19 protein-coding genes are annotated in these 22,888 nt (G+C 58.7%); 10 read left to right on the top strand and 9 right to left on the bottom strand.

The window, feature by feature from the left end; all coding sequences use genetic code 11:
• Window positions 1–29: 29 nt before the first annotated feature.
• Window positions 30–1,655 carry a hypothetical protein gene (locus tag ABVN19_RS09250; protein ID WP_146117313.1) on the bottom strand — a complete coding sequence of 542 codons (1,626 nt, stop codon included), beginning with the start codon at window positions 1,653–1,655 and terminating at the stop codon, window positions 30–32.
• 730 nt (window positions 1,656–2,385) lie between these two features.
• Window positions 2,386–2,742: a hypothetical protein gene (locus ABVN19_RS09245; RefSeq protein WP_256585748.1), complete on the bottom strand. Its 357-nt coding sequence runs from the start codon at window positions 2,740–2,742 to the stop codon at window positions 2,386–2,388.
• Between the two features lie 573 nt (window positions 2,743–3,315).
• Here ABVN19_RS09245 and ABVN19_RS09240 point away from each other — a divergent pair.
• The 5 genes from ABVN19_RS09240 (at window position 3,316) to ABVN19_RS09220 (ending at window position 8,630) form a co-directional block, all read left to right on the top strand.
• On the top strand, window positions 3,316–3,873 hold the full coding sequence (locus ABVN19_RS09240; protein ID WP_028945210.1) for a hypothetical protein: 558 nt from the start codon (window positions 3,316–3,318) through the stop codon (window positions 3,871–3,873).
• A 122-nt stretch (window positions 3,874–3,995) separates the two neighbouring features.
• The gene (locus tag ABVN19_RS09235; protein WP_105641285.1) at window positions 3,996–5,021 is read left to right on the top strand and encodes an AraC family transcriptional regulator; all 1,026 of its coding nucleotides are present in this window, start codon (window positions 3,996–3,998) and stop codon (window positions 5,019–5,021) included.
• A gap of 223 nt (window positions 5,022–5,244) precedes the next feature.
• Window positions 5,245–6,588, top strand: coding sequence for an MFS transporter (locus ABVN19_RS09230; RefSeq protein WP_105641286.1), 1,344 nt, complete (start codon window positions 5,245–5,247; stop codon window positions 6,586–6,588).
• A 30-nt stretch (window positions 6,589–6,618) separates the two neighbouring features.
• Window positions 6,619–7,368, top strand: a complete 750-nt coding sequence (locus ABVN19_RS09225) for a nitroreductase (RefSeq protein ID WP_105641287.1) — start codon at window positions 6,619–6,621, stop codon at window positions 7,366–7,368.
• Window positions 7,368–8,630, top strand: coding sequence for an OprD family porin (locus tag ABVN19_RS09220; protein WP_028945207.1), 1,263 nt, complete (start codon window positions 7,368–7,370; stop codon window positions 8,628–8,630). Before ABVN19_RS09225 ends, ABVN19_RS09220 begins: the two co-directional genes overlap by 1 nt.
• A gap of 117 nt (window positions 8,631–8,747) precedes the next feature.
• On the opposite strand, the gene ABVN19_RS09215 is transcribed toward ABVN19_RS09220, so the two are convergent.
• From ABVN19_RS09215 to ABVN19_RS09185, 7 genes are all read right to left on the bottom strand, one after another.
• Window positions 8,748–9,980 (bottom strand): MFS transporter, encoded by a 1,233-nt coding sequence (locus ABVN19_RS09215; RefSeq protein ID WP_105641288.1) that lies wholly within the window; start codon window positions 9,978–9,980, stop codon window positions 8,748–8,750.
• Entirely contained in the window at window positions 9,977–10,702 is a 726-nt protein-coding gene (locus ABVN19_RS09210; RefSeq protein WP_028945205.1) for a 2OG-Fe dioxygenase family protein, read from the bottom strand. Before ABVN19_RS09210 ends, ABVN19_RS09215 begins: the two co-directional genes overlap by 4 nt.
• A 4-nt stretch (window positions 10,703–10,706) precedes the next feature.
• The gene (locus ABVN19_RS09205; RefSeq protein ID WP_256585751.1) at window positions 10,707–11,048 is read right to left on the bottom strand and encodes a hypothetical protein; all 342 of its coding nucleotides are present in this window, start codon (window positions 11,046–11,048) and stop codon (window positions 10,707–10,709) included.
• Window positions 11,012–12,073, bottom strand: coding sequence for an ATP-grasp domain-containing protein (locus tag ABVN19_RS09200; RefSeq protein WP_256585752.1), 1,062 nt, complete (start codon window positions 12,071–12,073; stop codon window positions 11,012–11,014). The genes ABVN19_RS09205 and ABVN19_RS09200 overlap by 37 nt, the downstream gene beginning before the upstream one ends.
• Before the next feature lie 30 nt (window positions 12,074–12,103).
• Complete coding sequence (locus tag ABVN19_RS09195; protein ID WP_256585753.1) at window positions 12,104–13,186, bottom strand: radical SAM protein; 1,083 nt, start codon at window positions 13,184–13,186, stop codon at window positions 12,104–12,106.
• A 275-nt stretch (window positions 13,187–13,461) separates the two neighbouring features.
• Window positions 13,462–15,153 carry an aspartate-alanine antiporter gene (aspT, locus tag ABVN19_RS09190; protein ID WP_028945202.1) on the bottom strand — a complete coding sequence of 564 codons (1,692 nt, stop codon included), beginning with the start codon at window positions 15,151–15,153 and terminating at the stop codon, window positions 13,462–13,464.
• A 55-nt stretch (window positions 15,154–15,208) separates the two neighbouring features.
• Window positions 15,209–16,219 (bottom strand): AraC family transcriptional regulator, encoded by a 1,011-nt coding sequence (locus ABVN19_RS09185; RefSeq protein WP_028945201.1) that lies wholly within the window; start codon window positions 16,217–16,219, stop codon window positions 15,209–15,211.
• 121 nt (window positions 16,220–16,340) lie between these two features.
• Between ABVN19_RS09185 and ABVN19_RS09180 the strand changes: the two genes are divergently transcribed.
• From ABVN19_RS09180 to ABVN19_RS09160, 5 genes are all read left to right on the top strand, one after another.
• The gene (locus ABVN19_RS09180; RefSeq protein WP_084168013.1) at window positions 16,341–17,177 is read left to right on the top strand and encodes an SDR family NAD(P)-dependent oxidoreductase; all 837 of its coding nucleotides are present in this window, start codon (window positions 16,341–16,343) and stop codon (window positions 17,175–17,177) included.
• Window positions 17,174–18,274 (top strand): hypothetical protein, encoded by a 1,101-nt coding sequence (locus ABVN19_RS09175; protein WP_218274685.1) that lies wholly within the window; start codon window positions 17,174–17,176, stop codon window positions 18,272–18,274. The genes ABVN19_RS09180 and ABVN19_RS09175 overlap by 4 nt, the downstream gene beginning before the upstream one ends.
• Before the next feature lie 31 nt (window positions 18,275–18,305).
• The gene (locus tag ABVN19_RS09170; RefSeq protein WP_051270648.1) at window positions 18,306–19,838 is read left to right on the top strand and encodes an arylsulfatase; all 1,533 of its coding nucleotides are present in this window, start codon (window positions 18,306–18,308) and stop codon (window positions 19,836–19,838) included.
• 81 nt (window positions 19,839–19,919) lie between these two features.
• Window positions 19,920–21,356, top strand: coding sequence for a DUF1254 domain-containing protein (locus ABVN19_RS09165; protein WP_218274686.1), 1,437 nt, complete (start codon window positions 19,920–19,922; stop codon window positions 21,354–21,356).
• Complete coding sequence (locus ABVN19_RS09160; RefSeq protein ID WP_028945198.1) at window positions 21,349–22,830, top strand: DUF1254 domain-containing protein; 1,482 nt, start codon at window positions 21,349–21,351, stop codon at window positions 22,828–22,830. The genes ABVN19_RS09165 and ABVN19_RS09160 overlap by 8 nt, the downstream gene beginning before the upstream one ends.
• Window positions 22,831–22,888 lie beyond the last annotated feature (58 nt).

Raw genomic sequence — 22,888 nt, 5'->3', positions numbered from 1 at the left:
TTCTGAGGAATTCGCAAGCGCTTCCAAGCTTAGTTTATGCGTTTGTTAAAATCTGAAAACGGGTTCTCACGCAAGTGTCCAGCTTTCACAAGAGTAACAAAGCATGAATTACACCACCCTACTATCCGACTTGCACGTGCTACCTGGCTCGCTTTATCTGGAGGTAACTGATAAAACGGACGCCAATTCTGATTGATTGTGAATTCGGGATCCTCATATAAGCCGTTGTCCCTAAACGCACGACCTTGAACTACCCATTCGACTGGTGGGTTCATACAGAATACGTAAAATTGCTCCACCTCATGTCTAAAGAGCTCTGCTGGTGTCTTTTTCAGAATTAACATAGACCAAAGTGTCAGCTTTTCGAAGGCCATTAGCTTCAGCCGGCTTGAGTCTAGCATTGCTAATAGATCAAAAAATGATACGCCAGCCCGACAGACATCGATATCTAAAAACTTATTCCCCCCCACCAACATATTTACCCTAAGCGTAGCACTTAGAGGCTTGAAACTTCGAGAAGACATGCCAAAGAGGGGAATAGGAGCTATTCCGAGGGTGGAGCAGTTACTCTTTGAGAGCAAGAACACGCCGTGAATCGCTCTATGAGTCAGCTGCTTGTCACTAACTCGTTTCCTAAATCGCGCGGACGCCTGTACGCTTGCCGCCTGTCTAACCTCGACTTTTTTATTGCAATTCGGGCACCTTAGGAATAGCGACTTGAGTATCTGAGTTGGTGAATACCCACCAGGGCAGATATCAGGGAGCTCACAAGTGAAATTCACAAGAGCTCTTCGGGTGAATATCGGAAGCTGCTCTGTGAATTGTGGATATTTAGAAAGACCCAGATACTCCCGCCAGCGAAAGAAAAATTTCATGTACCCACTGGGCAATTCCCGTTCAAGCACGCCGGTATTCGTTGCAAGTCTAAACAAGCCACTATCGTACGCTGTCACCAAAAAGCACTGCATACTAAATTCATTGCAATATTTTGCCAGCTCACTATGACTGATGCGTAGATATAGAGAGGTTGCAAACAGGAACAGGCCACGTTCGCTAGCAGCCCTGCCTGGCCGATATGTTGCTAATGCCTCCATATAGACTACAGCTAGCTTTTCGGCATCTCTACAGCAGCACTGCTTGATTCCGGCTTTTTGAGGTGAAGGAGGGCATATCACAAGACCCATGAATTCAGAACCAAATCTGAGAAATTTATTCAGGGTAAAGCGCACACGCTCTGGATCTAATATTGGAGCGGAGCACGGTCGCCACTTTGGATTGGGCTTTGAAACACCTCGCTCCACTATAAATCGCTTGACTCCTACTTTCCCTAGCCATTTTTCCGGGGGAGCCCTTAGGAAATCAATAAACTTTGATATGTCTTTTCCCATAAGCGCGGAAATAGACTTTTTCTTTATAGAAAAACACCAGAGAAGCAGTCGTTCAATTATATACAGCTCTTGTCTAGCGTTCACGCGCCTCGACAAAGTCTTATTATAGTAATCCGCCAACAGCTTATAGCCGTCATGAGCACGCAGCGTGGAGGGAAGCGATTGCAGATATTCTCGTACTAGGCAGATTTCAACTACGGAACTCCCCGAGCCATCCGCCGCAGGTAGCCCTTGGCTTGTCAGCAAAGGGTGGAATGAAACGTCCATCTGTTCCCACTAGCAGAAAAAATCATCCACCGAAATGTACTCAATGTCGTGAGGTGCGGCAATCGTCGCGTTCAGGGCTTGCTCAACCCAGAATTTTCTTCCGGTTAAGTCGCGACAACGCGAACCGGGAGCACATCTCGAACGCTCGCCAAAGCATAGGGTTTTATTAGGGAAATCAACGAGATGTTGGATTCGAGGAAACTGGCTTTTCGTTCTTCCGATTAACAATCAGACGAAGCCGAGGTGACGAGGCTGCTTGCAATTTTTTTCCAAGCGGATCATCGGTGTGATTCGAAGAGTCGAGAAATCAGTGGGTTAGGTAAAAACTGGCTCCGCTTATTGATCGGACGGTGGGCGAGGCGGATGCTGAGAAATCTTATTAGGTAAGCAACGCAAGTACGCGACCTGAAAGGCTTTCCGCGAAACCGTTGGTGGTTTCCGATTAACTGGTAGAGCTCACACTATAGGTGAACGGGGATAGATCATCTCTCGCTTCCAGATATTCAATTTAACATAATATACATTATGCGAAGCTTCCTATGGAGACTCGGGGGCCCTGGGTGGACAGATTTGAAGCCAGGTTCACGACCGCTCAGGCTCCTTGCCTGGCTTGGGCTGAAAATCGGCCGGCGTCATTCCGTGGCACACGATGAACAGATCTTGGCATTTCTGCTCGCGATACCAGTCCACCACGTCGTCAATCAGCTCGTCCAGGACCCCGATTAGAATGTCACCGGAACCGCTCCAGGCATCTTTCTCGTATGGATACCGCGCCTTGGTGAAAACGTCGCGGCATCAGATCGTGCTTATCAGCAGACTCGTTCTTCCGGTGAGTTGGAATTCTATCTGCTGCTTTCAAATGCTCGTGAGCGGCCTTGATCGCGTTGTAGTCGAGTTCGTAGGTTTCAAAGACCTGGCCAAGGTTGCCATTGGGTTTTGAAACGAAGCTTTTAAGCAGGATTTCCATACCAAGTGCAGCATTGGTCTGCGCAATTGGCAGCATGTTGTCGCAATGCTTAAGATGCTTTGCTGCCGTCAAATAACGGTACGCGCTTTCGACCATCCATGGCATTAGGTGCTGCTGCATCTGGGATTGCTCCTGGGAATGGGATCAGATCAACTTGATCATCAGTGTGGTTACGGTAGAAACACTGGCGATCACTCCCAATGCAATACAATAGCCATGGGATATCAGAAAATCTCGCGGGTAATGTTCCCTGCCTCAATGTTAAGTGTTTCGTATCACTCACCAGCTTGATGATTTCAAGGTAAATCCCTTCGACTTCAGCCTGGCTTAATTGGGGCATATGCTCTCCACTCTTTTTGAGGTTTCCTAGGAGGATACCAATATCTGGTTTCTCGAAAACGTCCTCACTCCCCGTCTTTTTTGATAACGCAAAATTATAACTCAACTAAATAGTCATTTAGTTGAGTTAGATCCGATGCTCCCTGGCAACGTTCCGCATAAACGACCAGCCTCATCGCACTCCCTCCGTTTGAGAACTGTCTCAGCATACAAATCCGCTGCGCGTCCTTCTACAAAACTACCCGGAGGCCAGAAAATAGGACGTTTCCGAATTCTGTCCGGGGTCCTGTCACGTACAGTCCCTGTTGCGGATTCAATGCAGTCATTAAACCATTCAAAAAGGACAAGAATGTTATGCGCGCGGTCATCCTGCAAGGAAGCTATGGGGTCTTCCCTACCGAAAACTTGTCGCTCTCCATGCCCGCCATACAGACGTGTATTGGCCTGTATGGAGAAGACGCAACCGCTCGAAGGCTTGTGTGCGCTCACTTCGATTCTGAAAAGCAGTTAAACCACAATGTCTGTCAGATCCTGGCGGCCATCCATCACGCCGGTATGAGTGCAGGCAACACCCGTATTAAAATATTTGGCGGCGATGGTCATCTGTCACGCTTGAGATGCACACCGCCGTCCACCTATATAGGCATGCAGGTCATTGCGGCGCTGAAGGCTGCAGGCTTCACAAATATTGAGTACACCCAACACTATTCAGGGCTGATTGCACAAACATTCAATTACGAATACCGCCGCGGCGTGAGTGTCGTCGTGCCGGTATTCTCTGCGGACAGTTTCCCTTTCTCGGGTGTGCATTCGGCGGTTTACCAACGTGCGCGGCAGCGCATACAAAAAAGACCCGACCAGTACACGAGTCGCGATGCCGTGATGGACAACGTGACGCACTATTATGTTTGATCGGGTTGCACCACTGCCCTACCCCTTAAACGCTTGGCGCATATGCAAAAATGTGCGCCCCGCCGTTTACGGCCATCTGGTAAGTTTCTTTCCGGCTTGAATCAACGGATGGAGACCACGCAATGCTCGCTGCCTACAAGGGAACCACCTCCATCAGCCTTGTGCGTGAAGCCCTTTTTGGCGCAGCCCAACGGGGGTTGTGTACTGCCCTTCCCTTGCAGCAAGCGCGCATCGACCCGCAATTGCTCCTGTCCCCAAACGCGCGGGTATCGGCTGCGGCTTTCTCAAGGCTATGGGTGGCGTTGTCGGACATGCTCGACGATGAGTTCTTCGCCATCGACAGCCATCCCTTGCGACGTGGCAGCTTTCGCCTTATGTGCCATGCAACCATTGGCTGTGAATCGCTGGAGCAAGCGCTTCGGCGAATACTGGCGTTCCTGCGCATGGGGCTGGACGATCTGTACGGCGAGTTGAAGGTGGAGGGAGATTCGGCGCATATCATCATTCACGACCATGGCATCGAACGCAGGTTGTTCAGCTACGGCACCTGGTTGATCCTCGTGCATGGCCTGTTGTGCTGGCTGGGTAATCGTCGAATTCCGCTGCAGGCGTTGAGTTTTCGAACACCGCGCCCGAACGATGACAGCGACTACCGGATGCGTTTCTGCGAACACATCGAGTTCGGCGCACCGGTAACCCTCGTACGTTTTGACGCAAGTTTCTTGAAACTCAAGGTCGCCCAGTCCCACGAGAGCCTGGCGACCTTCCTCAGGGAGTCGCCCGCCAGCCTGCTGGTCAAGTACCGCAATGACGCGAGTCTCAGTGCCCAGGTCAGGCAACGGCTACGTAACCACCGCCCGGAAGACTGGCCGGCACTGGATGAGATCGCCAACCAATTGAGCATGTCCAGCTCCACCCTGCAACGGCGCTTGCAGGCCGAAGGCGTGAGTTACCAAGGGCTCAAGGACAGTCTCAGGCGCGACATGGCAATCAACTTTCTCGGGCAATCGGACTTGACTGTCTGCGAAGTCGCCGCGCAGGCAGGCTTTCAGGAAACCAGCGCCTTTCACCGCGCTTTCAAGAAGTGGACCGGGGTAAGCCCCGGCGCCTATCGCCGCAGCAGCACACAAGAGCAAAGCGCTTACTGATGGAAGTGCGGGCTTGCCCCGCGGTTGCGATCTATCGGTCGTATCGCATCGCAGTGCAAGCCCACTGCCACAGCCGGTGTCCATTTCGGTCAATCACAACGACGCCCCCGGGCATGTGACGTATTGGTAAACCCCCCTAGGATTCGCAGCAGGTAGCCCATTGGGCCCTGGCATTACGACTGTGCACTTCACAAACAAGAATAAAAGCGAAGGAAGACACGATATGCAATCAGTGAACGTCTATGCGTTGGCAGGAGATTCAAAGTTCAATCGTTTTCATGGGCGCATCCTGTTCTGGTGTGTGCTCATTCTGATCATCGACGGCTATGACCTTGCCGTGGTCGGCGCGGCACTGCCAGCGATCATGCAAGACATGAATGTCGACCCCACCAGCGCCGGCATCATGGCGGGCTCGGCTCTGCTGGGCACCATGTTGGGTGCGATATTCCTCGGTACATTGGCCGACCGCATCGGCCGGCCGCGCATGATCGCCATCTGTGTGGCGCTGTTCAGCATCTTCACCGCAGTGGCGGGCCTGACCGACGACCCGGTCAGCTTCAGCATCGCGCGCTTCATTGCAGGCCTGGGCATCGGTGGCGTACTGCCGGTGTGTACTGCGCAGATGGGTGAATACTCGCCCCTCAAGCTGCGTACTCGCCTGATTACCCTGGTTTTCGCGGGCTATTCGGTAGGCGGGATCCTGGTGGCACTCACCGCCAAGCAACTGATCGAGACTTATGGCTGGCAGTGGGTGTTCTACGTTGCAGGCCTGCCAGTACTGCTGATTCCGTTCATCCTCAAAAGCATGCCGCAGTCGATCGGATACCTGCTCAGAACCGGTCGCCAGGATGAGCTGCGCGAGATCGTGCAGAAGATCGAGCCGGGCTTTAACCTGGCAAGCAATACCGTGGTGACTGGCAACGTACCGGTGCAGGGCACCCAGGAAACCCCGGTACGCGACTTGTTCAAGCAAGGTCGCGGCTTTAGCACCGTGATGATCTGGACCGCGTTCATGACTGGCCTGTTCATGGTCTATGCCCTCAACTCCTGGCTGACCAAGTTGATGGCAATGGCGGGCTTCAGCCTGGGCTCTGCATTGAACTTCGTCATTGTCTTCAACCTGGGGTCGATCGCCGGCGCCATGGTCGGGGGCTGGTTGAGCGACAAGTTCAACATCAAGTATGTACTGGTGTGCTTCTACATCATCGGTGCTATCGCCCTCACCCTCCTGGGCTTCACCCGCGATACCACATTGTTGTTCGCGGTGGTGTTCCTGGTAGGAGCCTCTACCCTGGGCACCCAGTTGCTGGCCTATGCCTACGCCGGTGATTTCTATCCTTCGGAAATCCGCTCTACCGGTGTCGGCTTCGCATCTGGCGTGGGGCGCATCGGCGCGATTGTTGCCCCTGTGCTGATTGGCTGGCTGGTGTCGTTGGCCCTGCCGCTGCAGCAGAACTTCATGGCTATCAGCCTGGCCGGCCTGATCGGTGCCCTGGCGGTCACCTTGATCAACCAGTCCAGGGCGCAATCGACTCAAGAGAGAAAAGCCCTGGCGTTGTCGCGCTGAGTACATCGCACGCTGCCTGCAGGATCAGACATGAACCGACTATCGCCACCGCCAGCCGACGCGAAACTTGTACACCAGGCCGTTGACTGGGCAATCACCACGCGACGCAGTATCCGGGCATTTCTTCCCACCGAGGTGGCGCAGGCCGACATCGAGGCCATCCTCGATGTCGCCCGCTTCAGCGCTACCGGCGTGAACATGCAACCCTGGCATGTTCACGTGGTTGCCGGCGAAGCGAAGGCGCGGCTGTCGCGCGCCATCGCCGAACTCGATGACGATCCGGTGCGCAGCGCCCATCTGCAGGACCCATATGCCTACTACCCACGCCAATGGAAAGCGCCCTACCTCGACCGCCGACGGGCCGTGGGCTGGGCGCTCTACGGGTTGCTGGGCATCGACAAGGGCGACAAGCAGCGCATGCATGAACAGCACGGTCGCAACTACCGGTTCTTCGACGCCCCGGTAGGGCTGCTGTTCACCATTGACCGTAGCCTCGGCGAGGGCAGCCTCCTCGACTACGGCATGTTCTTGCAAAGCGTGATGGTCGCCGCGCGTGGCCGAGGCCTGCATACCTGCCCGCAGGCCTCCTTCCTCAAGTACCACGCCCTCATCTCGCAGCAATTGGGCATTGCGCCCGAGCAGATGCTGGTGTGCGGCATGAGCCTCGGCTACGCCGACCCTGCCGGTGTCGAAAACACCCTGGTGACCGATCGGGAAACGGTCAGTGCGTTTGCAACGTTCCACTTTGATCACAACAACAAAAATAAAAGGTGCCTGTAATGTCGAAACACCCTGTGAAGCTGCTGCTCGCCACGGCTGTTGCCACTCAAACCCCTGTGGCACTGGCGGACTTTGTCAATGATGCAAAGGCAAGCCTTGAACTGCGCAACTTCTATTACAACCGCGACTTTCGCAATGACGATGCACGTCAGAACAAGCGCGATGAATGGGGCCAGGGTTTCATCCTCAACCTGCAATCGGGTTTTACCGAAGGAACGGTCGGCTTTGGTGTCGACGCCCTTGGCCTGCTCGGGGTTAAGCTCGACTCCAGTCCCGACCGAACCGGATCAGGCCTGCTGGCCTACGACTCCGAGCGCAACGTCGAAGACGCATACAGCAAGATGACCGTGACCGCCAAGGCGCGCCTGGGCAAAAGCGAGCTGCGCATTGGCGGCATCAACCCGGTCATGCCGTTGCTTGCAAGCAACAACAGCCGCTTGCTGCCCCAGGTGTTTCGTGGTGGCAGCCTGGTGTCCAACGATCTGTCCGGGCTGACTTTTTCGGCGCTGCGAATCAACAAGGTGAAGCAGCGCAACTCCACCGACTTCGAATCCCTCACCGCCACCGGCTACGCGCCGGTAGAAGCCGACTATTACAACTACCTGGCCTTCGATTACAAAGCGTTGCCGACGCTGACCTTGAGCTATCACATCGCCGAGCTTGAAGACCTTTACCGCAACAACTACGTGGGCCTGAAACTCAACCAGCCACTGTCGGTGGGCACCCTTATTACCGATGTGCGCCTGTTCGACGCCAACGAGACCGGCGACAAAAGCCTGGGTGAAGTCGATAACCGTACCTTGAGCAGTTACCTGGCCTACAGCCTCAAGGGCCACACTCTGGGCGGCGGTTACCAGAAAGCCTGGGGCGATACCCCGTTTGCGTTCGTCAATGGCACTGACACCTACCTGTTCGGTGAATCGCTGGTGAGCACCTTCACCGCAGCCAATGAACGCGTCTGGTTCGCGCGCTATGACTTCGACTTCGTCACCCTGGGTATTCCCGGCCTGACCCTGGGGGTGAAGTACGCCAAGGGTGAGGACGTCGATCCGACCATGATCAATACATCACAGGCGGCCGGCCTACGCGCATCGGGTGACGACGGCCAGGAGTGGGAACGCATGACCGATATCACCTACGTGGTCCAGAGCGGCCCGGTCAAAGGGCTGTCGGTACAATGGCGCAACTCCACCAACCGCTCCACCTACGCCGACAGCGCCAACGAGAACCGTTTGATCCTGCGCTATACACTCAATTACTGAAACGGAATGACGACTGCTGCGCAGCCGATCGCAGCCTCGTACTTCGGCAGCGGCTACAGACTGCAACCCCAACTTGTAGCCGCTGGTGTCAGCCTGCGGTCGTGCTGCTATGGGCCCTCAGGATTTCTTCCATGCGCCAACGTCGATCCGCCGCTTGTTCATCCACAGCCCCATGATCACCAGCGCAACCAACGGCAAGCCATGGAACACAACAATCACCTGGGCCGGCGTCCATGCTACATAGAACGGGCCGACCAGCAGCATGCCTACGCCGAAGCCGGCCATCTGAATCAGGGTCAATAAACTGAACAGTGGCAGGCGCAGGCTATCCGGCTCGCTTTGTGCCCGGGAAATCAAGGCCACCTCAGACAGTCCATCCCCCAGGCCGGCCCACACGACCAACACCAGTGCCAACCACAACTCGGTTTGTTGAAAGGTCAGCACGAAACCGCTGGACATCAGCGCCACGCCCATCATGAACAGGCGCTCCATGCGCTGCGTGTCACGGCCTTTCAGAACTGCACTGGCCAGGCGCGCGCCAAGGAACTTGCCACAGGCCCAGACCGCCAGCAGATAACCCATCACCGTTTTTGCCGTGTCTGGCGAAATGTACTGGGACAACACGGGCCAACCGACGTTATGAGCGGCGCTACCAAGCGTGTCGAGCATGCTGATCAGCAGCATGGCTGCCAACACCGGTGCTGCACGCAGCCCTGTTCTGAGTTCGTGCCACTCGGCAGAAAGCCCTCGATGCGCAGCTACCGCGACTGAATACAACGCACGCAACGGCAAGATCAGGCTGGCGGCCAGCACATAGGTGGCAATGTTGACGGTGAACACCGCTGCGAACCCCGCAGTTGCAATCAGCAAGCCGGACAGCAAGCTGCCGAAGACCGCACCGGTGGCCGCGGCAGAGGTAATCCAAGCATTGGTGCTCACCCGCTGCTCCAGTGCAACCCAGGTGGGTAGCTGGCTGTTGATACCAATGGCAAACAGCGAATTGCACAAGCCGATCCCAAAGGCGATAAACGGCAGGATGCTCAGCTGATGCGCTGGTATCAGCACCAGCAGCGGCGTCAATAGCAGCGCCCTGGCCAGATCCAGGCCGGCCAGTGTGCCTCGCCCGGCAAAGCGCCGGAAAAACGCAATGCCGAACAGGCTGGCGACAATCCCGCCGATGACGCGGCACGCCAGGAAGATACTGACGAACACCACGCTTTCACTGAGCCAGTAGACGTAGGTGGAGAGCGCCACCATGTTCAGGAACGCGCCAAAATCCGAAATGCCTCTGGCAAAGATGATCAGGCGCGCGTTCAGGGTCGAGCGGGCCAACCGCGAGTCGTGGCTCATGAACCCTGCGCCTCTGCGTCGGGCCTTTCACTGCGCAGGCCGACGAGCAACACATCGCGCCAGGCTGGGGCCGAATCGGCCAGCGGACGAACATCGCTGGCGCGATGGTACAGTGCGCGATCATTGAACACGATGGTTTCGAGGAACTGCCCCAGCGCCAGGTTCAACACCGGGCTGTGTGTCGATTCAGTGGTGAAGAACTCCGAGACCACTGGCACCGTATTACGCTCGCCGATGAAATGCACGAATACCCAGTCCAGGCCATCCTGGTGAATCCCCGACGTGGTCGGGCTGCTGGACTGGGCATCTGCCTTGACCCGGAACGGGTGGATATCAATCGTGTACGCCTGCTCACCGAGGTGCGGGCCGATCAGCGCAAGGTCCATGGCCAGAAGCTTGTGCATGAGCGGATGCGAGATGAAGCCCTCCTCGCAGTAGCTCAAGTGATTGACGCCCTGGCGATACTCGATGGCATAGGTGACGGGCGAATTGAACGCGGTATTCCTGTCGAGCTGTAGTTGCCGCGAAGGCGACAATCGATAGCGCAGGATGCGGCGTTCGCGGTGGGTGTACGCCTGGAACGCCTCGTCGGGCACCAGATTTGACCAGTACGCTCGAAAGCTGTCCTCTTCACCGGGTTCAATCGGAATCAGATCCCGATAATCCCGGACATGGCAATGGTGATGCTCGCGCAAATGCGCCGAAATCTGTAGGACGTCCATCGCGCTACCCTGCAACCGGGTTATCGAGGATGACACGCAGGTTTTGCCTGACCGCATCATGCAGGGCATGGGCGTGTGCGGCATCGTCGACCTTGGCCCAGCACTTGAGCAAGTAGTGCTCTTCGATATCCGCGTCGATATAGCTGCCGGCGCTCTGCTGGGCATATTCCAGTACACACGCCTGGTTATCCAGGTAGTGCAGGCCTTCAATGCCCTTGAAATGGCCGCTGTGTTCCGGGTACACCGCCAGCATCGAGTAGCGTTGTCCTGCAGCGGCGACCTTTTGCGCGGCACCATCGAGTTGCGCGGTTACCCCCGGTTTGCCCAGCAGCACAGCGATATACAACTGGTAAGGATCGATGGCGGCCAGGTCACGAAATGCCGCGTTGACGTAGAGCCCCCCAGGCGCGGGTTGATTTCAATGGCCACGGGGCCCTCGGCGGTCATGCGAAACTCGAAATGCACCACCGCGTTGGTCAGGCCGACCGCGCGCAGGCAATCCACAGCGTATTGGCGGATCTGTTTGCACTGCTGCTCGGTAAAGGACGCCGGCGGTGAAATCAGCAGGTTTTCGAGCACAGTGCCGCTGCGCTCGGTAAGCACCAGTTTTTCGTTGATCAGCAGCGCATGGATCTGCTCACCGACGATCACACACTCGACACTCCCTTCAATGCCCGAGATATAGCCCTCCAGCAGCATGCTGCAGCCTGGAATGTGCGCGTGCTGCTGCCCGTCTTCGCCCGCCAGGGTGTGCGCGCAGCCGTAGAAATCCGAGTTGCTGGCAGTGCCGTGCTCGCGACGGAACTGCGCGTAATGGCTGCGCAATGCTTCCCAGTTGGAACACTTCTTGATGAACGCAGAGGCACCACCAAACGGTGGCTTGGCGATCAGCGGATAGCCCACTCGGTCAGCCCCCGCCTTGAGGGCCTGTTCGTTGCTGCACAGTGCGAACGGCACGGAGCGAAGCCCCTGCTTATCCAGTACACGGCGCATCAGGAACTTGTTGTTGCAGGCGGCAATACCCTCGGGGCAGCTGTAGACCAGCCCGAGCCGCTGGCAGACCTGCGCAACGATACACCCCACCTCCCCTTGAGCAGACGGATGCCCCGCCTGGCAGAAAATCGCACGAAGGGCGTACTGCTCCTCCAGTTGGGCAACCAGGTCCAGAATGGCGTGCTCGTTCAGCGAATCGAGCAAGAACACGGCATCACTGTCATCCCGAAGTCGTTGCAGGTGATGGCGCCCTGCTACACCCGCCGTCAGACAAAGCAATCCTTGTTCGCGGGCCGCTGCAAAGTGCGGCTCCCGGTAGTGATAGCGAACATGACGACTGTCATCGACATCAATAAAAAGAATGGCATCCTGCTTCATGATCACTACGTCCTGATTTCGTCGATGAGTTTACGCGTCCTGCCAACTGCACCAGTGGCCTTGCCAGTTACGGAAGCGGTAATACCGTTGTCCGTCGCGAACTTCAAAGTGTGGAAAGTCTTGAGGCTTTTCAACATCCAGCAAGGGCACGGTGAATTTGCCTTGTGCGTGCGGTAGAACATATTCGGGCAGGGCGATGTTGGACACACGGCGTTTAAGCCGATCCATGATCGCAATGGCCTGACTGATCGAAGCCTTGTACGCCGACGCACCGGGTGAGAACGGCATGAAGTGGTACAGGTAATAGGGTTTTACACCCAGGCGGTAAAGGTCAATAAACAGTGTGTGCAATGTGTCTTCATCGTCATTCACGCCCCGCAACAATGGCATGTTGGCAAACACAATAGGCACGACACGCTGAAGGCGCTGAACGGCGGCGGTAAAGTCTGCGCTCAGTTCAAGGGGGTGGCAGACATGCACGCCAAAGGCGTTGACTTTATATTTATCCAGCATGGCCACCAACTCATCGGTGACACGAAACGGGTTGAAACTCAAGGCCCGAGAATGAATGCGAATAAGCAGGTTGTCGCTGACGGCGCGCAATGCCGCCAGGTTCTCTTCCAGCCTGCGGTCGGCCAGCATCAAGGGGTCACCACCGCTGAGGATCACCTCCTCGATGGCAGGGTTGTTGCGTACGTACTCCACCGATGCCAGGAATGAGTGGGTGTTGGCGTTGGCTTTTTCAGTGTCGACCTGCAGGGTGCGCAAGGCCTCGAAACAGAACTGGCAATAGGCATTGCAGGTATTGGTCATCCGCAAGATGACGCGATTATCGTACTTGTGCTGGCAAATAGGCGTCTTCATCTCATGGTGCAACTCCCAATTCTCGGAAGTGCCATCGTAGTCGCCCGGTATTTCTTCATTCCAGTAGGGCACCACCTGTTGCCACAGGGGATGCTCGGTCACCGGCGCGTTATCGAGCGAGCGCATGATGAGCTCAATATAATACGGCGTGACTTGCAGCTTGCGGTCTTGCAAGTTGCGTTCGATATGCGCCGATACCTCTTTGCTCCAACCACCGCAGGCCGCGTTAAGTGTCGGTTCGTCACGCACTGCATTCTTCTGCTGCCAGCGCCAGTCATTCCATTGGCGGGCACCCTGAATAGTTCGTTCATAGATAGACATGTAGCGTGCGCCTCCTTGTGCGAAAGACACTGAGGCTAGTAAAGATGGGCGGCAATGCAGGTGAGCAACTATTTCTGTATGCTACTTGGCCGCATGAACAAACCAACACGGTAAATGACCCTCGGGGTCAATGTAACTTCAACATTACGTGTGGCGTGGACGACAACCGCTGGCACGTTCAGCGCGCCTTGATGCCGTGTTACCTACCCGGTCACTACATAAACAATGATTGGCCCGCACACCGCCAGCAGCACGTTAGAGATGGCATAGCACACGGTGAAGCCGATGACCGGCGTATTACTGCCCGACTGCTCGATGATCTTGTTCATCGACGCCGCCTCGGTCTGTGCACCGGCCAGGGCACCGAACAGAATCATCGGATGCAGGCGTAGCACGTAGCGGCCAAAGTACAGCGCCACCAGCGGCGGCACGATGGTGACTACTGCGCCTGATACCAGCAGCGCCACGCCCTGCTCCTTCATGGCCGCTATCGCGGCCGGGCCGGCCAGCAGGCCCACTACCGCACCGAAGGCGGTCAGCCCGAACTCCGAGAACGCCCATTGCGCCGCTGGCGGCAAGGCACCGGTTTCCGGATGGCGCGAGTTGTACCAGCCAATGACCAGCGCTGCGACCAATACCCCGCCACCAATACCCAGCTCCACCGGGATCATGCCGATGTGGGTCGACAACAGCCCCAGCAACGAACCGATGACCATGCCCAAGGCATGCACGGCGATGTCGCTCTTGTAGTTGCTCTCCCTAATCCGCCCCAAGCGCTCGGCCAGGGCTTCGACACTGGCGGTGCGTCCTGTCAGGGTGATCACGTCACCGCGGCGCAGTACGGTGTTGGGCAGCAATGGCAGTTCATAGCCTTGGCGGGTCACGGTGTTCACAAAGCAGCCCAACCCCTGGACGTTGCCCAGGTGTGCCTTGGCCTGGTGAATGGTCTTGCCGTTGAATTCGGCTGCGGTCAGTACGATGTCGACCTGGCGGGTAGGAAACGACAATGACTCGGGATGGTCGATCTCTGGCCCCATCCACAGCGCCAGCGTGCCGACCGCTTCGCGCAGGGCATACACACCGACGATATCCCCCGCGCGCAGAGTCAGTTGCGGGTCGCGCGCGATGACCTGGCCGGCCCGCACTATCCGTTCCACTGTCAGCGATGGATGCCGGGCTTCGATATCGACAATGCGCACGCCATCGGCTTCACCCTGCGCGATCACCTGGTGGGCGCGTACCACGATTCGGGTATAGGGCACCGTGATTGCGTCTTCTTCATTGGCGATACCCAGCGACAGTTCCAGTTCTCGCGCCGAGGCCTTGAGGTCGACCCCGAGCAGCTTCGGCGCCACCGTGCCGACGAACACGATCAGGCCGATGGTACCGAACAGGTAGGTGATGGCGTAGGCAATAGCCATGTGGCTGTTGAGCTCGGCCTTCGCCGCGCTGTCGATGGCCAATTGATTGATGGCACTGGTCGCGGTGCCCATGATCGCCGTGTCGGTCAGCGCGCCAGCGCCAAGCCCGGCGGTAAAGCCTGCATCAAAGTCGTAGAAGGTGGCCATCAGCAGAATGCAGCCCAGGGCCGTTGCGCAGAGCACGACCGATACCAACACCAGCTTGAGGGTGCCGCGATTGAGGCTGCCGAAAAACTCCGGGCCGCTCTTGAAGCCCACGGCGTAGATAAACAGTACAAAGAACACCGTCTTGAGCCCGGTAGGTACCTCCAGGCCGATCTGGCCGATCAGCAGCCCCATCAACAACGCGCCAGCTACCGAGCCCAGATGAAAGCTGCCCAGGTGAATCCGCCCGATGAACACACCCAGGGCAATGGCCAGGAACACCGCGATCTCCGGTGTAGAACGCAAGGCGTGCAAGAGAAAATCGAACATGGCGCGGGCTTCCTGTCAGCAGCTGTCAGGAGCCTAGTTCAAGGGGTTGTGCTTGTCAGATTTCCACGTTGGGTGGCTGTTGCGCCCGCCAGTTTCGGGGGGACAGGCCAGTCCATTGCTTGAAGTGACGACTGAACACCGAGACATCGGCGTAGCCAAGGTTGAGCGCCAGGTCGGTGATACTGGTGGTTTCACGCAACAAGTTGAGCCGGGCGATGTCCAGGCGGGTTTCCTGCAGCAACTGGCTGAAGCTGCTGCCTTCGGCCCTGAGACGCTTTTGCAGCACACGCGGCTGCACGCCCAGTGAGTTGCTTACTGCCTCGATGCCACATTCGCCGGTGTGCAGCAGGCTTCCGATCAGGTGGCAGACCTGGGCCTTGAGGTTTTCCGGGTATTGGGCTTTGAGCAGTTGCACGCAATGCAGCAGGTGCTCGCGTAGCAGTTCCTCGTTGGCCAACGGCGGGCGCTTGAGGTAGTCGATGGGGAAGCTGATGCCGTCGAAGGTGCTGTTGAAGCGGACTTTGCCGTAGTCGCCGGCGGCCTGCCAGTGAGCACTGCGGGCGCTGCCTTGTTGCAGGTGCAGGCGAATCTGCGGGCTATCGCCCCCAGTCAGCAGTTTGACGGCGTTGAACAATTGCGCGGCGCTGAGCTGGCTCAACTGCAGCAGGCCGAAGGCATTGCTGAAGTCGAAACGCAGCCTTACTTCAGCCCGTTCGCCCCTGCTGGCTTGCTCCAGGTGCAGGCCGCTGGCGTGCAGGTACAGGTACTGGCGGGCAAAGTTCAGCGCTTCGCCGACCGTTGCCTGGCGGCTGCCCGACAGCGCCACGTCACCGATGGCCAAGAGGTTTTGCCGGGCCGCCAGACGCAAGCCGAACAAGGGTTCCTGGCATTGCGCTGCGGTGTGGTCGAGCAGGTCGGCGGTGCTTTCATACGACACATAGCTGTTGGGCTGGCGCAGTTGCGCCACCACCATGCCGGCGCCCTGCAACAGGCTCACCGGGTTGTGACCAAGCTTGGACACCAGTGTGCTGTAACCGTCGATGGCACCGCTGCGTAACAGGAACATGTTGCATCGCCCCGCCGTGATGAGTTCGTAATAAATCAACTTTTGTTCGGTAAATGTCAAGTCGTTGCCGGCGCGTAAAGGTAAATTTTCGCCACTCCCCCTTGGCTCGACAGGTCTGTCCATGACGAACTGGAAGTTTCACTTGCCTCGCGTTGCCTATCTGTCCGGTGGCGGCAGTGGCATTGGCCTGGGCTTTGCCCATGCGCTACTGGCGCAAGGCGCAAGCGTCGCGATTTTCGACCTGCAGCTCGCAGACGACATCCTGGAACAATTGCGCAAAAGGTGCACCGCGCCGGGGCAAACCGTGCGCTGGTACCCCGTTGACATCACCGACTCAGCAGCCGTGGACAATGCAATGGCCCTGGCGCACAGCCTGCAGGGTGCGCCTGAGCTTGCGTTCAACTGCGCCGGCCTGATGCGCAACGCCGTGTTCACCGAGCTTGCCGTAGAAACGTTCGAGCAGGTGATCAGGGTCAACCTGTTCGGCAGCCGCAACTTCGCTGCCAGTGCGCTCAAGTACCTGAAGCCACAGGGGCACTTGGTGCTCATGGCGTCCCTTGCCGGGATTGTCGGCAGCTATACCCAGTCGGCCTACGCCGCCTCCAAGTTCGGTGTGGTAGGCCTGGCCGAAGTGCTGCGCGCCGAACAAAAGCTGTGTGGCATCGATGTGTCAGTGGTGTGCCCAGGCGAAATCCAGACGCCGCTGCTGACCTATGAGCGCCAGCATGGCAGCCCGGTAACCCGCGAACTCAACGCCGTGGCAGGCGTGCTGACCGTCGAGCAAGCGGTGGCCGGGATCATGCGCGGAATCCAGCGGCGTCAGTTCATGATCACGCCAGGTTTCAAGGCCCGGTTGATCCGCGCCCTGGGGCGCAAGTTCAGTTCACTGCAACGCTGGATTGTCGATCGTAATCTGGCCAGAAGCGCCCTCCCTTCCCTCAAGGATGCCCGTAAATGAGTGCATTTGAACCGATTCGTCACTTCGATAACGCCCGCAGCGCAGCTGGCCAGCAGGCCCGGGTCGAAGACACCCGGATTGCCGCAGCGCGGTTTCGGGACGACATGCTGCGTGGCCCCAAGGCCCGCTATTTTGAATCGTTCGACCTGGTCAAGGTGCCCTACCCAGTGCGCTACGGCCTGCGCAATGCGTTCTCGCGGGAGCGCCTGGTCGAATACATGCACATCCAGAACCGTCTGTTCGTGGTGCAGTTCGACACCCCCGAGGGCGTAAAGACATTGCTGGTTTCGCCCTCCGATCACGAACGCAACGGAGAAACACCGTTCTTTCGGCGCCTGCAGGACCGGACGGCCAACTGGATCAGCAAGCTGATCATCAACCGCCAGAACACCGTGCCGCAGATTCTCGCCCGCCTCGGCCTGCGCCCGGAAGACATCGACTACATCACCTACGACCACCTGCACACCCAGGACGTACGGCGCTGGCTGGGTACAGCCAGCGAGCCGGGCCTGTTCCCCAACGCCAAGCTGCTGGTGCATTGGCGCGAGTGGGCCTCGACCAACGACCTGAACCCCTACCAGGCCGACTGGTACTGCCCCAACGGCGTCACCGGCATTCCCCAGGACAAGGTGATGTGCTTCGACGGCTCGATCATGCTCGGTGACGGCGTGGCCCTGATGCATACCCCAGGCCACACCGAAGGCAACCACTCGATCGTGGTGCATACCGACGAAGGTCTGTGGGTGACCAGCGAAAACGGCGTCAGCGTCGATGCCTATGCCCCACTGCTGTCCACTGCCAGTGGTGTGGCCGACTATGCGCGGATGATCGGCACCGAGGTGATCATCAACGGCAATACCCTGGAGAGCGCAGTGGACCAGTACATCTCCATGGTCCAGGAAGCCACCGTCGCCGGCCCGTCGATGCGCGACCTGCGCTTTCCGAATGTCTTCCCGTCGTCAGAGATGACCCCGTTCTGGCTGTTCCCCGGTACTCGGCCGGCGTTCTATGTCGGCCACGCCCGACATGGCGCCCTGTACCGACGCTGCACCCGGTCCTTTAGCGCAACCCCGGTTCCTGAGCCACACTCGCTCTAACGCGTTACTCTCCACCGTACAGGACATCCTCATGCTTCTCATACGACACCTGATCCTGAGTCTCGGACTGGGCCTTGCGGTGCTGGGCGTAGCGCAGGCCGCAGAGAAACCCAATATTGTCGTCATCATGGTCGACGACATGGCGCCCATGGACGTCTCCGCCTACAACCGCGGCCTGGGCGCCGTCACCACGCCCAACATCGACCGCATCGCCCAGGAAGGCATGATGGTCTCCGACTATTACGCCCAACCGAGCTGCACGGCCGGTCGCGCCGCGTTCATCACTGGCCAGTACCCAGTGCGTACCGGCTTGACGGCGGTGGGCCAACCAGGGGCGAAAGTCGGCATCCAGGACAGCGACGTCACCCTGGCCCAGTTGCTCAAGGCCCAGGGTTACGCCACCGGCATGTTCGGCAAATCGCATATCGGTGATCGCAACGAGTACCTGCCCACTGTGCATGGGTTCGATGAGTTCTATGGCTTTCTCTATCACCTCAATGTGATGGAAATCGCTGAAATGACCAACTTTCCCAAAGACCCGGACTTCCCCGGTATCCCGCGCAACATGATCCACGCGGTGGCCACCAGCACCGATGATGCCACGGTCGATCCGCGCTGGGGTCGTGTGGGCAAGCAGAAGATCACCGACGAGGGGCCGCTGACCATCGAGCGCATGAAGTCGGTCGATGATCAGTTCACCGACCTGTCGATTGACTGGATCAAGCAGCAGAAATCCGCCGGCAAGCCATTCTTTCTCTGGTACAACCCCTCGCGCATGCACCAGAAGATCCATGTCAGCGATGAGTGGCTGGGCAAGAGCGGGCATACCGAATACACCGATGCGATCCTGCAGCTCGACTCGCTGGTCGGCAAACTGCTCAAGACCCTCGATGACCAGGGCCTGACCGACAACACCATCGTGCTGTTCACCTCCGACAACGGCGTGAACCTGTCGCACTGGCCAGACTCGGGCGCTGCTTCGTTCCGCGGTGAAAAGGGCCTGACCTGGGACGGCGGCTTTCGCGTACCAATGCTGGTGCGTTGGCCAGGCAACATCAAGCCCAACACCTGGACCGGTGAGTTCATGACCTCTGAAGACTGGCTACCCACGCTCATGGCCGCCGTGGGGCAGACCGATGTCAAAGACAAGCTGCTGACCGGCCTGCAAGTCGATGGCAAAACCTTCAAGAACCACCTGGACGGCTACAACCAGCTCGGCATGCTGACCCAACCCGGTGGCAAATCGAAACGCCATGAGTTCTTTTTCTTCGCCGAGACCCACCTGAACGCGGTGCGGGTCAATCAGTGGAAGGTCCACACCGCCCTCAAGGACAAGTGGATGGAGGCGGCCAAGGAAGTACCGGGCGGCCTGGTCATCGACATCAAGGTCGACCCCTACGAGCGCTCACCAGAAGCCGGCGACCACTTCCGCTGGCAGCAGCAGCGCAGCTGGATCATTCCGATCATTGCGCCCTACATGCAGGCCTTCGCCAAGAGCATGAACGACTTCCCGCCCTCGCAAAAAGGTGCGGGCGGCATCGGCATGGCCTCGATGGCCAACTGACGCCCCCTCTATCGCCTTATGACCCTTACCTGCCAGACCGGGCGCCCACGCGGGCGTCCGGCGCGACCATGGGAGATTTTCATGCCGAAAAACAGGATGTGGCTGCGTTGCGCCCTAGCCACCCTACTGCTCGGGGGCGGATGCCCAAGCACTGCCGTCCTCGCCCAGGTGCGTCCCGACGCCCTGCTGAGCCTGCCCACCAGCCAGGAAAGCATCGTCGCCGGGCTGGAAGGCGACGCCTACGCCAATGGCATCAACGCGTATGTCTGGGGTTATCCGCTGGTACGCATGGAGCGGGTGATCCGCGAATACACCTCGGTGCCCCACCCGCGTCCTGCCACCAGCTACCGTGCCCCGCTCAATCAACTGGGCTGGGCGCAATCCCTGGCGACGCCCGCCGCCAGGGATATGCCCACCGCCAACAACGACACGCTGTACCTCAGCGCGGTGGTCCGACTGAACGAACCCTACGTGCTGCACGTGCCCGATACCGCCGACCGCTACTACGTGGTCGATGTATTCAACCTGTGGCACGAACTTGAACACTACGTGGGGCGACGCGCCACGGGTACGGTGGCCGGTGACTACGTGCTGGTGCCGCCGGGCTGGCAAGGCACGCTGCCCGAGGGCCTCAAGCGTCTGGATGTCAGCACCCGGACGGTCTGGCTCTGGGGCCGTCTGCGGGTCAATGACGGCGAAGACCTGGCGCCATTGCACGCCCTGCAACAGCAATTCACCTTGCGCCCGCTGTCGCAGCGCGACAACCCGGGCTATCGGGCCGGCGCCCAATCACTGGCACCGTTGCCAACGGCCAGCGACGACGGCCTGGACTTCTTCCGGGAACTGGCGGCAGCCATCAAGGACAACCCGGTCCCCGCCCGTGACCACGCGCTGTTCGCCCAGTTCGCCCGTTTTGGCCTGACCGCCGAAGGCTTCGATCCCTCGCGGCTTGCCCCGGCGCAAAAGGCCGGCTTGCTGCGTGCCCTGGCCGATGGCCCGAAAGTCGCCGTCTCGGCACTGGCGTCCGCTGCACAACAGCGCAATGGCTGGGCCTGGGCCTCCGGGCTTGATCGCTTTGGTGCCAACTACCCGTTGCGCGCGCTGGTCAGCGGCCCCTACCTGGGGGGGCAGGGCGAAAAAGAAGCCATGTACCCACTGCGTTCGCTCGACGACAAAGGCCAGCAGCTGACTGGGGCCAAACGCTATGCACTGCGTTTCAAGAGTGCGCCGCCGGTGGATGCCTTCTGGTCACTGACGGTCTACAACGCCGGGGACAAGATGCTGGTGGACAACCCCATCGCTCGCTACAAGCTCGGCTCCGACACCCGAGGTTTAAAGGTGAATGCCGATGGCTCGTTCGAGGTGCCGGTGCAAGTCGTCAGGCCCGATGGTCCGTTCGCCGCCAACTGGCTACCCGCCCCCAAGGGCCCCTTTTACATGATCTTGCGGCTGTATCAGCCCAAGGATGAAGTGCTCGAAGGTCACTATGAACTGCCGCAGGTACACGTCGTTGAATAAGCGCACTCCCTCCCATGCACTACGCGGGGCACTCGGGGCCCTGGCCATCGGCAGTGTGCTGTCCACCCTGCCCGCCACTGCGGCCACCCCCCAAGCGCCTGCGGGCCCGGTGGCCAATACCGTAATGACCGAAGGGTACGCCCGGGCGGTGGCGCAGTTTGCCTACGCCTGGGGCTGGCCGCTGGTCAACCTGCACACCCGGCGCATGCTCTACGAGCGCGTGCCAGCCATCGGCATGCTCGGCCCGATGCCAGTGGCGCCGGTCAATCAACTGGCAATGTTGGCGGACTACATCGACCCCGGCATCCGCATCGTCGCCCACCCCAACCAGGACGTGGTCTACGGTTTCGGTGCATTGGCGCTGGATAAATCGCCGGTGATCGTCCAGGTGCCTGATTTTGGCGAGCGCTTCTGGATGTACGAGCTGGCCGACCAGCGCACCGACAGCTTTGCCCAGGTGGCGAAGATCTACGGCACCAAGCCCGGTTTCTACCTGGTGGTCGGGCCGGATTGGCAAGGTCAGAAGCCAACCGGTGTAGAAGCAGTGCTGCGCTCACCGACCAACACCGGGGTGATCATCCCGCGGGTGTTCATGGCCGACACCCCGCAAGATCGCGAGGCGATACAGCCGCTACTCAAGCAGATCGTCATGTACCCGCTGTCGGCCTTCGACGGCACCGTCAAAACCATCGACTGGCAGCACTTGCCCAAGCTGCCCGTACCCGCGTCCGCCGCCGCCCAGCCACCGGGCGAAACTCGCTGGGTGGTGCCGGAGCATTTCTTTGCCCAGCTCAAGCAGGTATTGGCCCAGGTGCCGCCATTGCCCGGCGAGGAGGCGCTGTATGCACAGTTCCGTGCGCTGATCAGTGCCGGCGAGGCAAACCCGGCGATTGCCAGGGTGCTGCAGGACGCCGCCCTGCACGCCGAGAAGACCCTGGTCGAGCCGTTGTTCGACCTGAGCCGCAACGGCGTGCGGATTGCCAACGGCTGGAACCGTCCCTTCAACAATGCAGCGTTCGGCACCGACTACCTCACGCGCCTGGCGATTGCAAAATCCAACATTTTCGAAAACGCTGCGCAGGAAACCACCTACCTGTTTCGCGAAGAGGACGGCAACGGCCAACGCCTTACCGGCCAGCGCAACTACACCTTGACCTTCCCGGCCGGGCAAACGCCGCCCGTCTCGGGCTTCTGGTCGTTGACCTTGTACGACAGCGTGCACTTCTTTGCCGCCAACCCGATCAATCGCTTCTCCACCGGCACCAAGAACCCGGCGCTGCGCTACAACACCGATGGTTCTCTTACCCTGTATATCCAGCACCAGCGTCCGGCCGAAGACAAGGTCGGCAACTGGCTGCCTGCTCCCGAACAGGCATTCGCCCTGACCCTGCGTGCCTATGGGCCCTGCGATGCGCTGATCAAAGGCGATTGGACGCCTCCGCCCCTGGTCGCAAGTCCAGCTTCCAACCCCTGAATCAAGGCGCCTGCCCTGAACCAGTACTCAATCCAAGCGGCCCTGCGGCCATTTTGAG

The organism is Pseudomonas vranovensis (assembly GCF_040438935.1).
GTDB lineage: Bacteria > Pseudomonadota > Gammaproteobacteria > Pseudomonadales > Pseudomonadaceae > Aquipseudomonas > Aquipseudomonas vranovensis.
The sequence above is the reverse complement of the archived record's forward strand: the minus strand, read 5'-3'. Positions and strand labels throughout refer to the sequence as shown.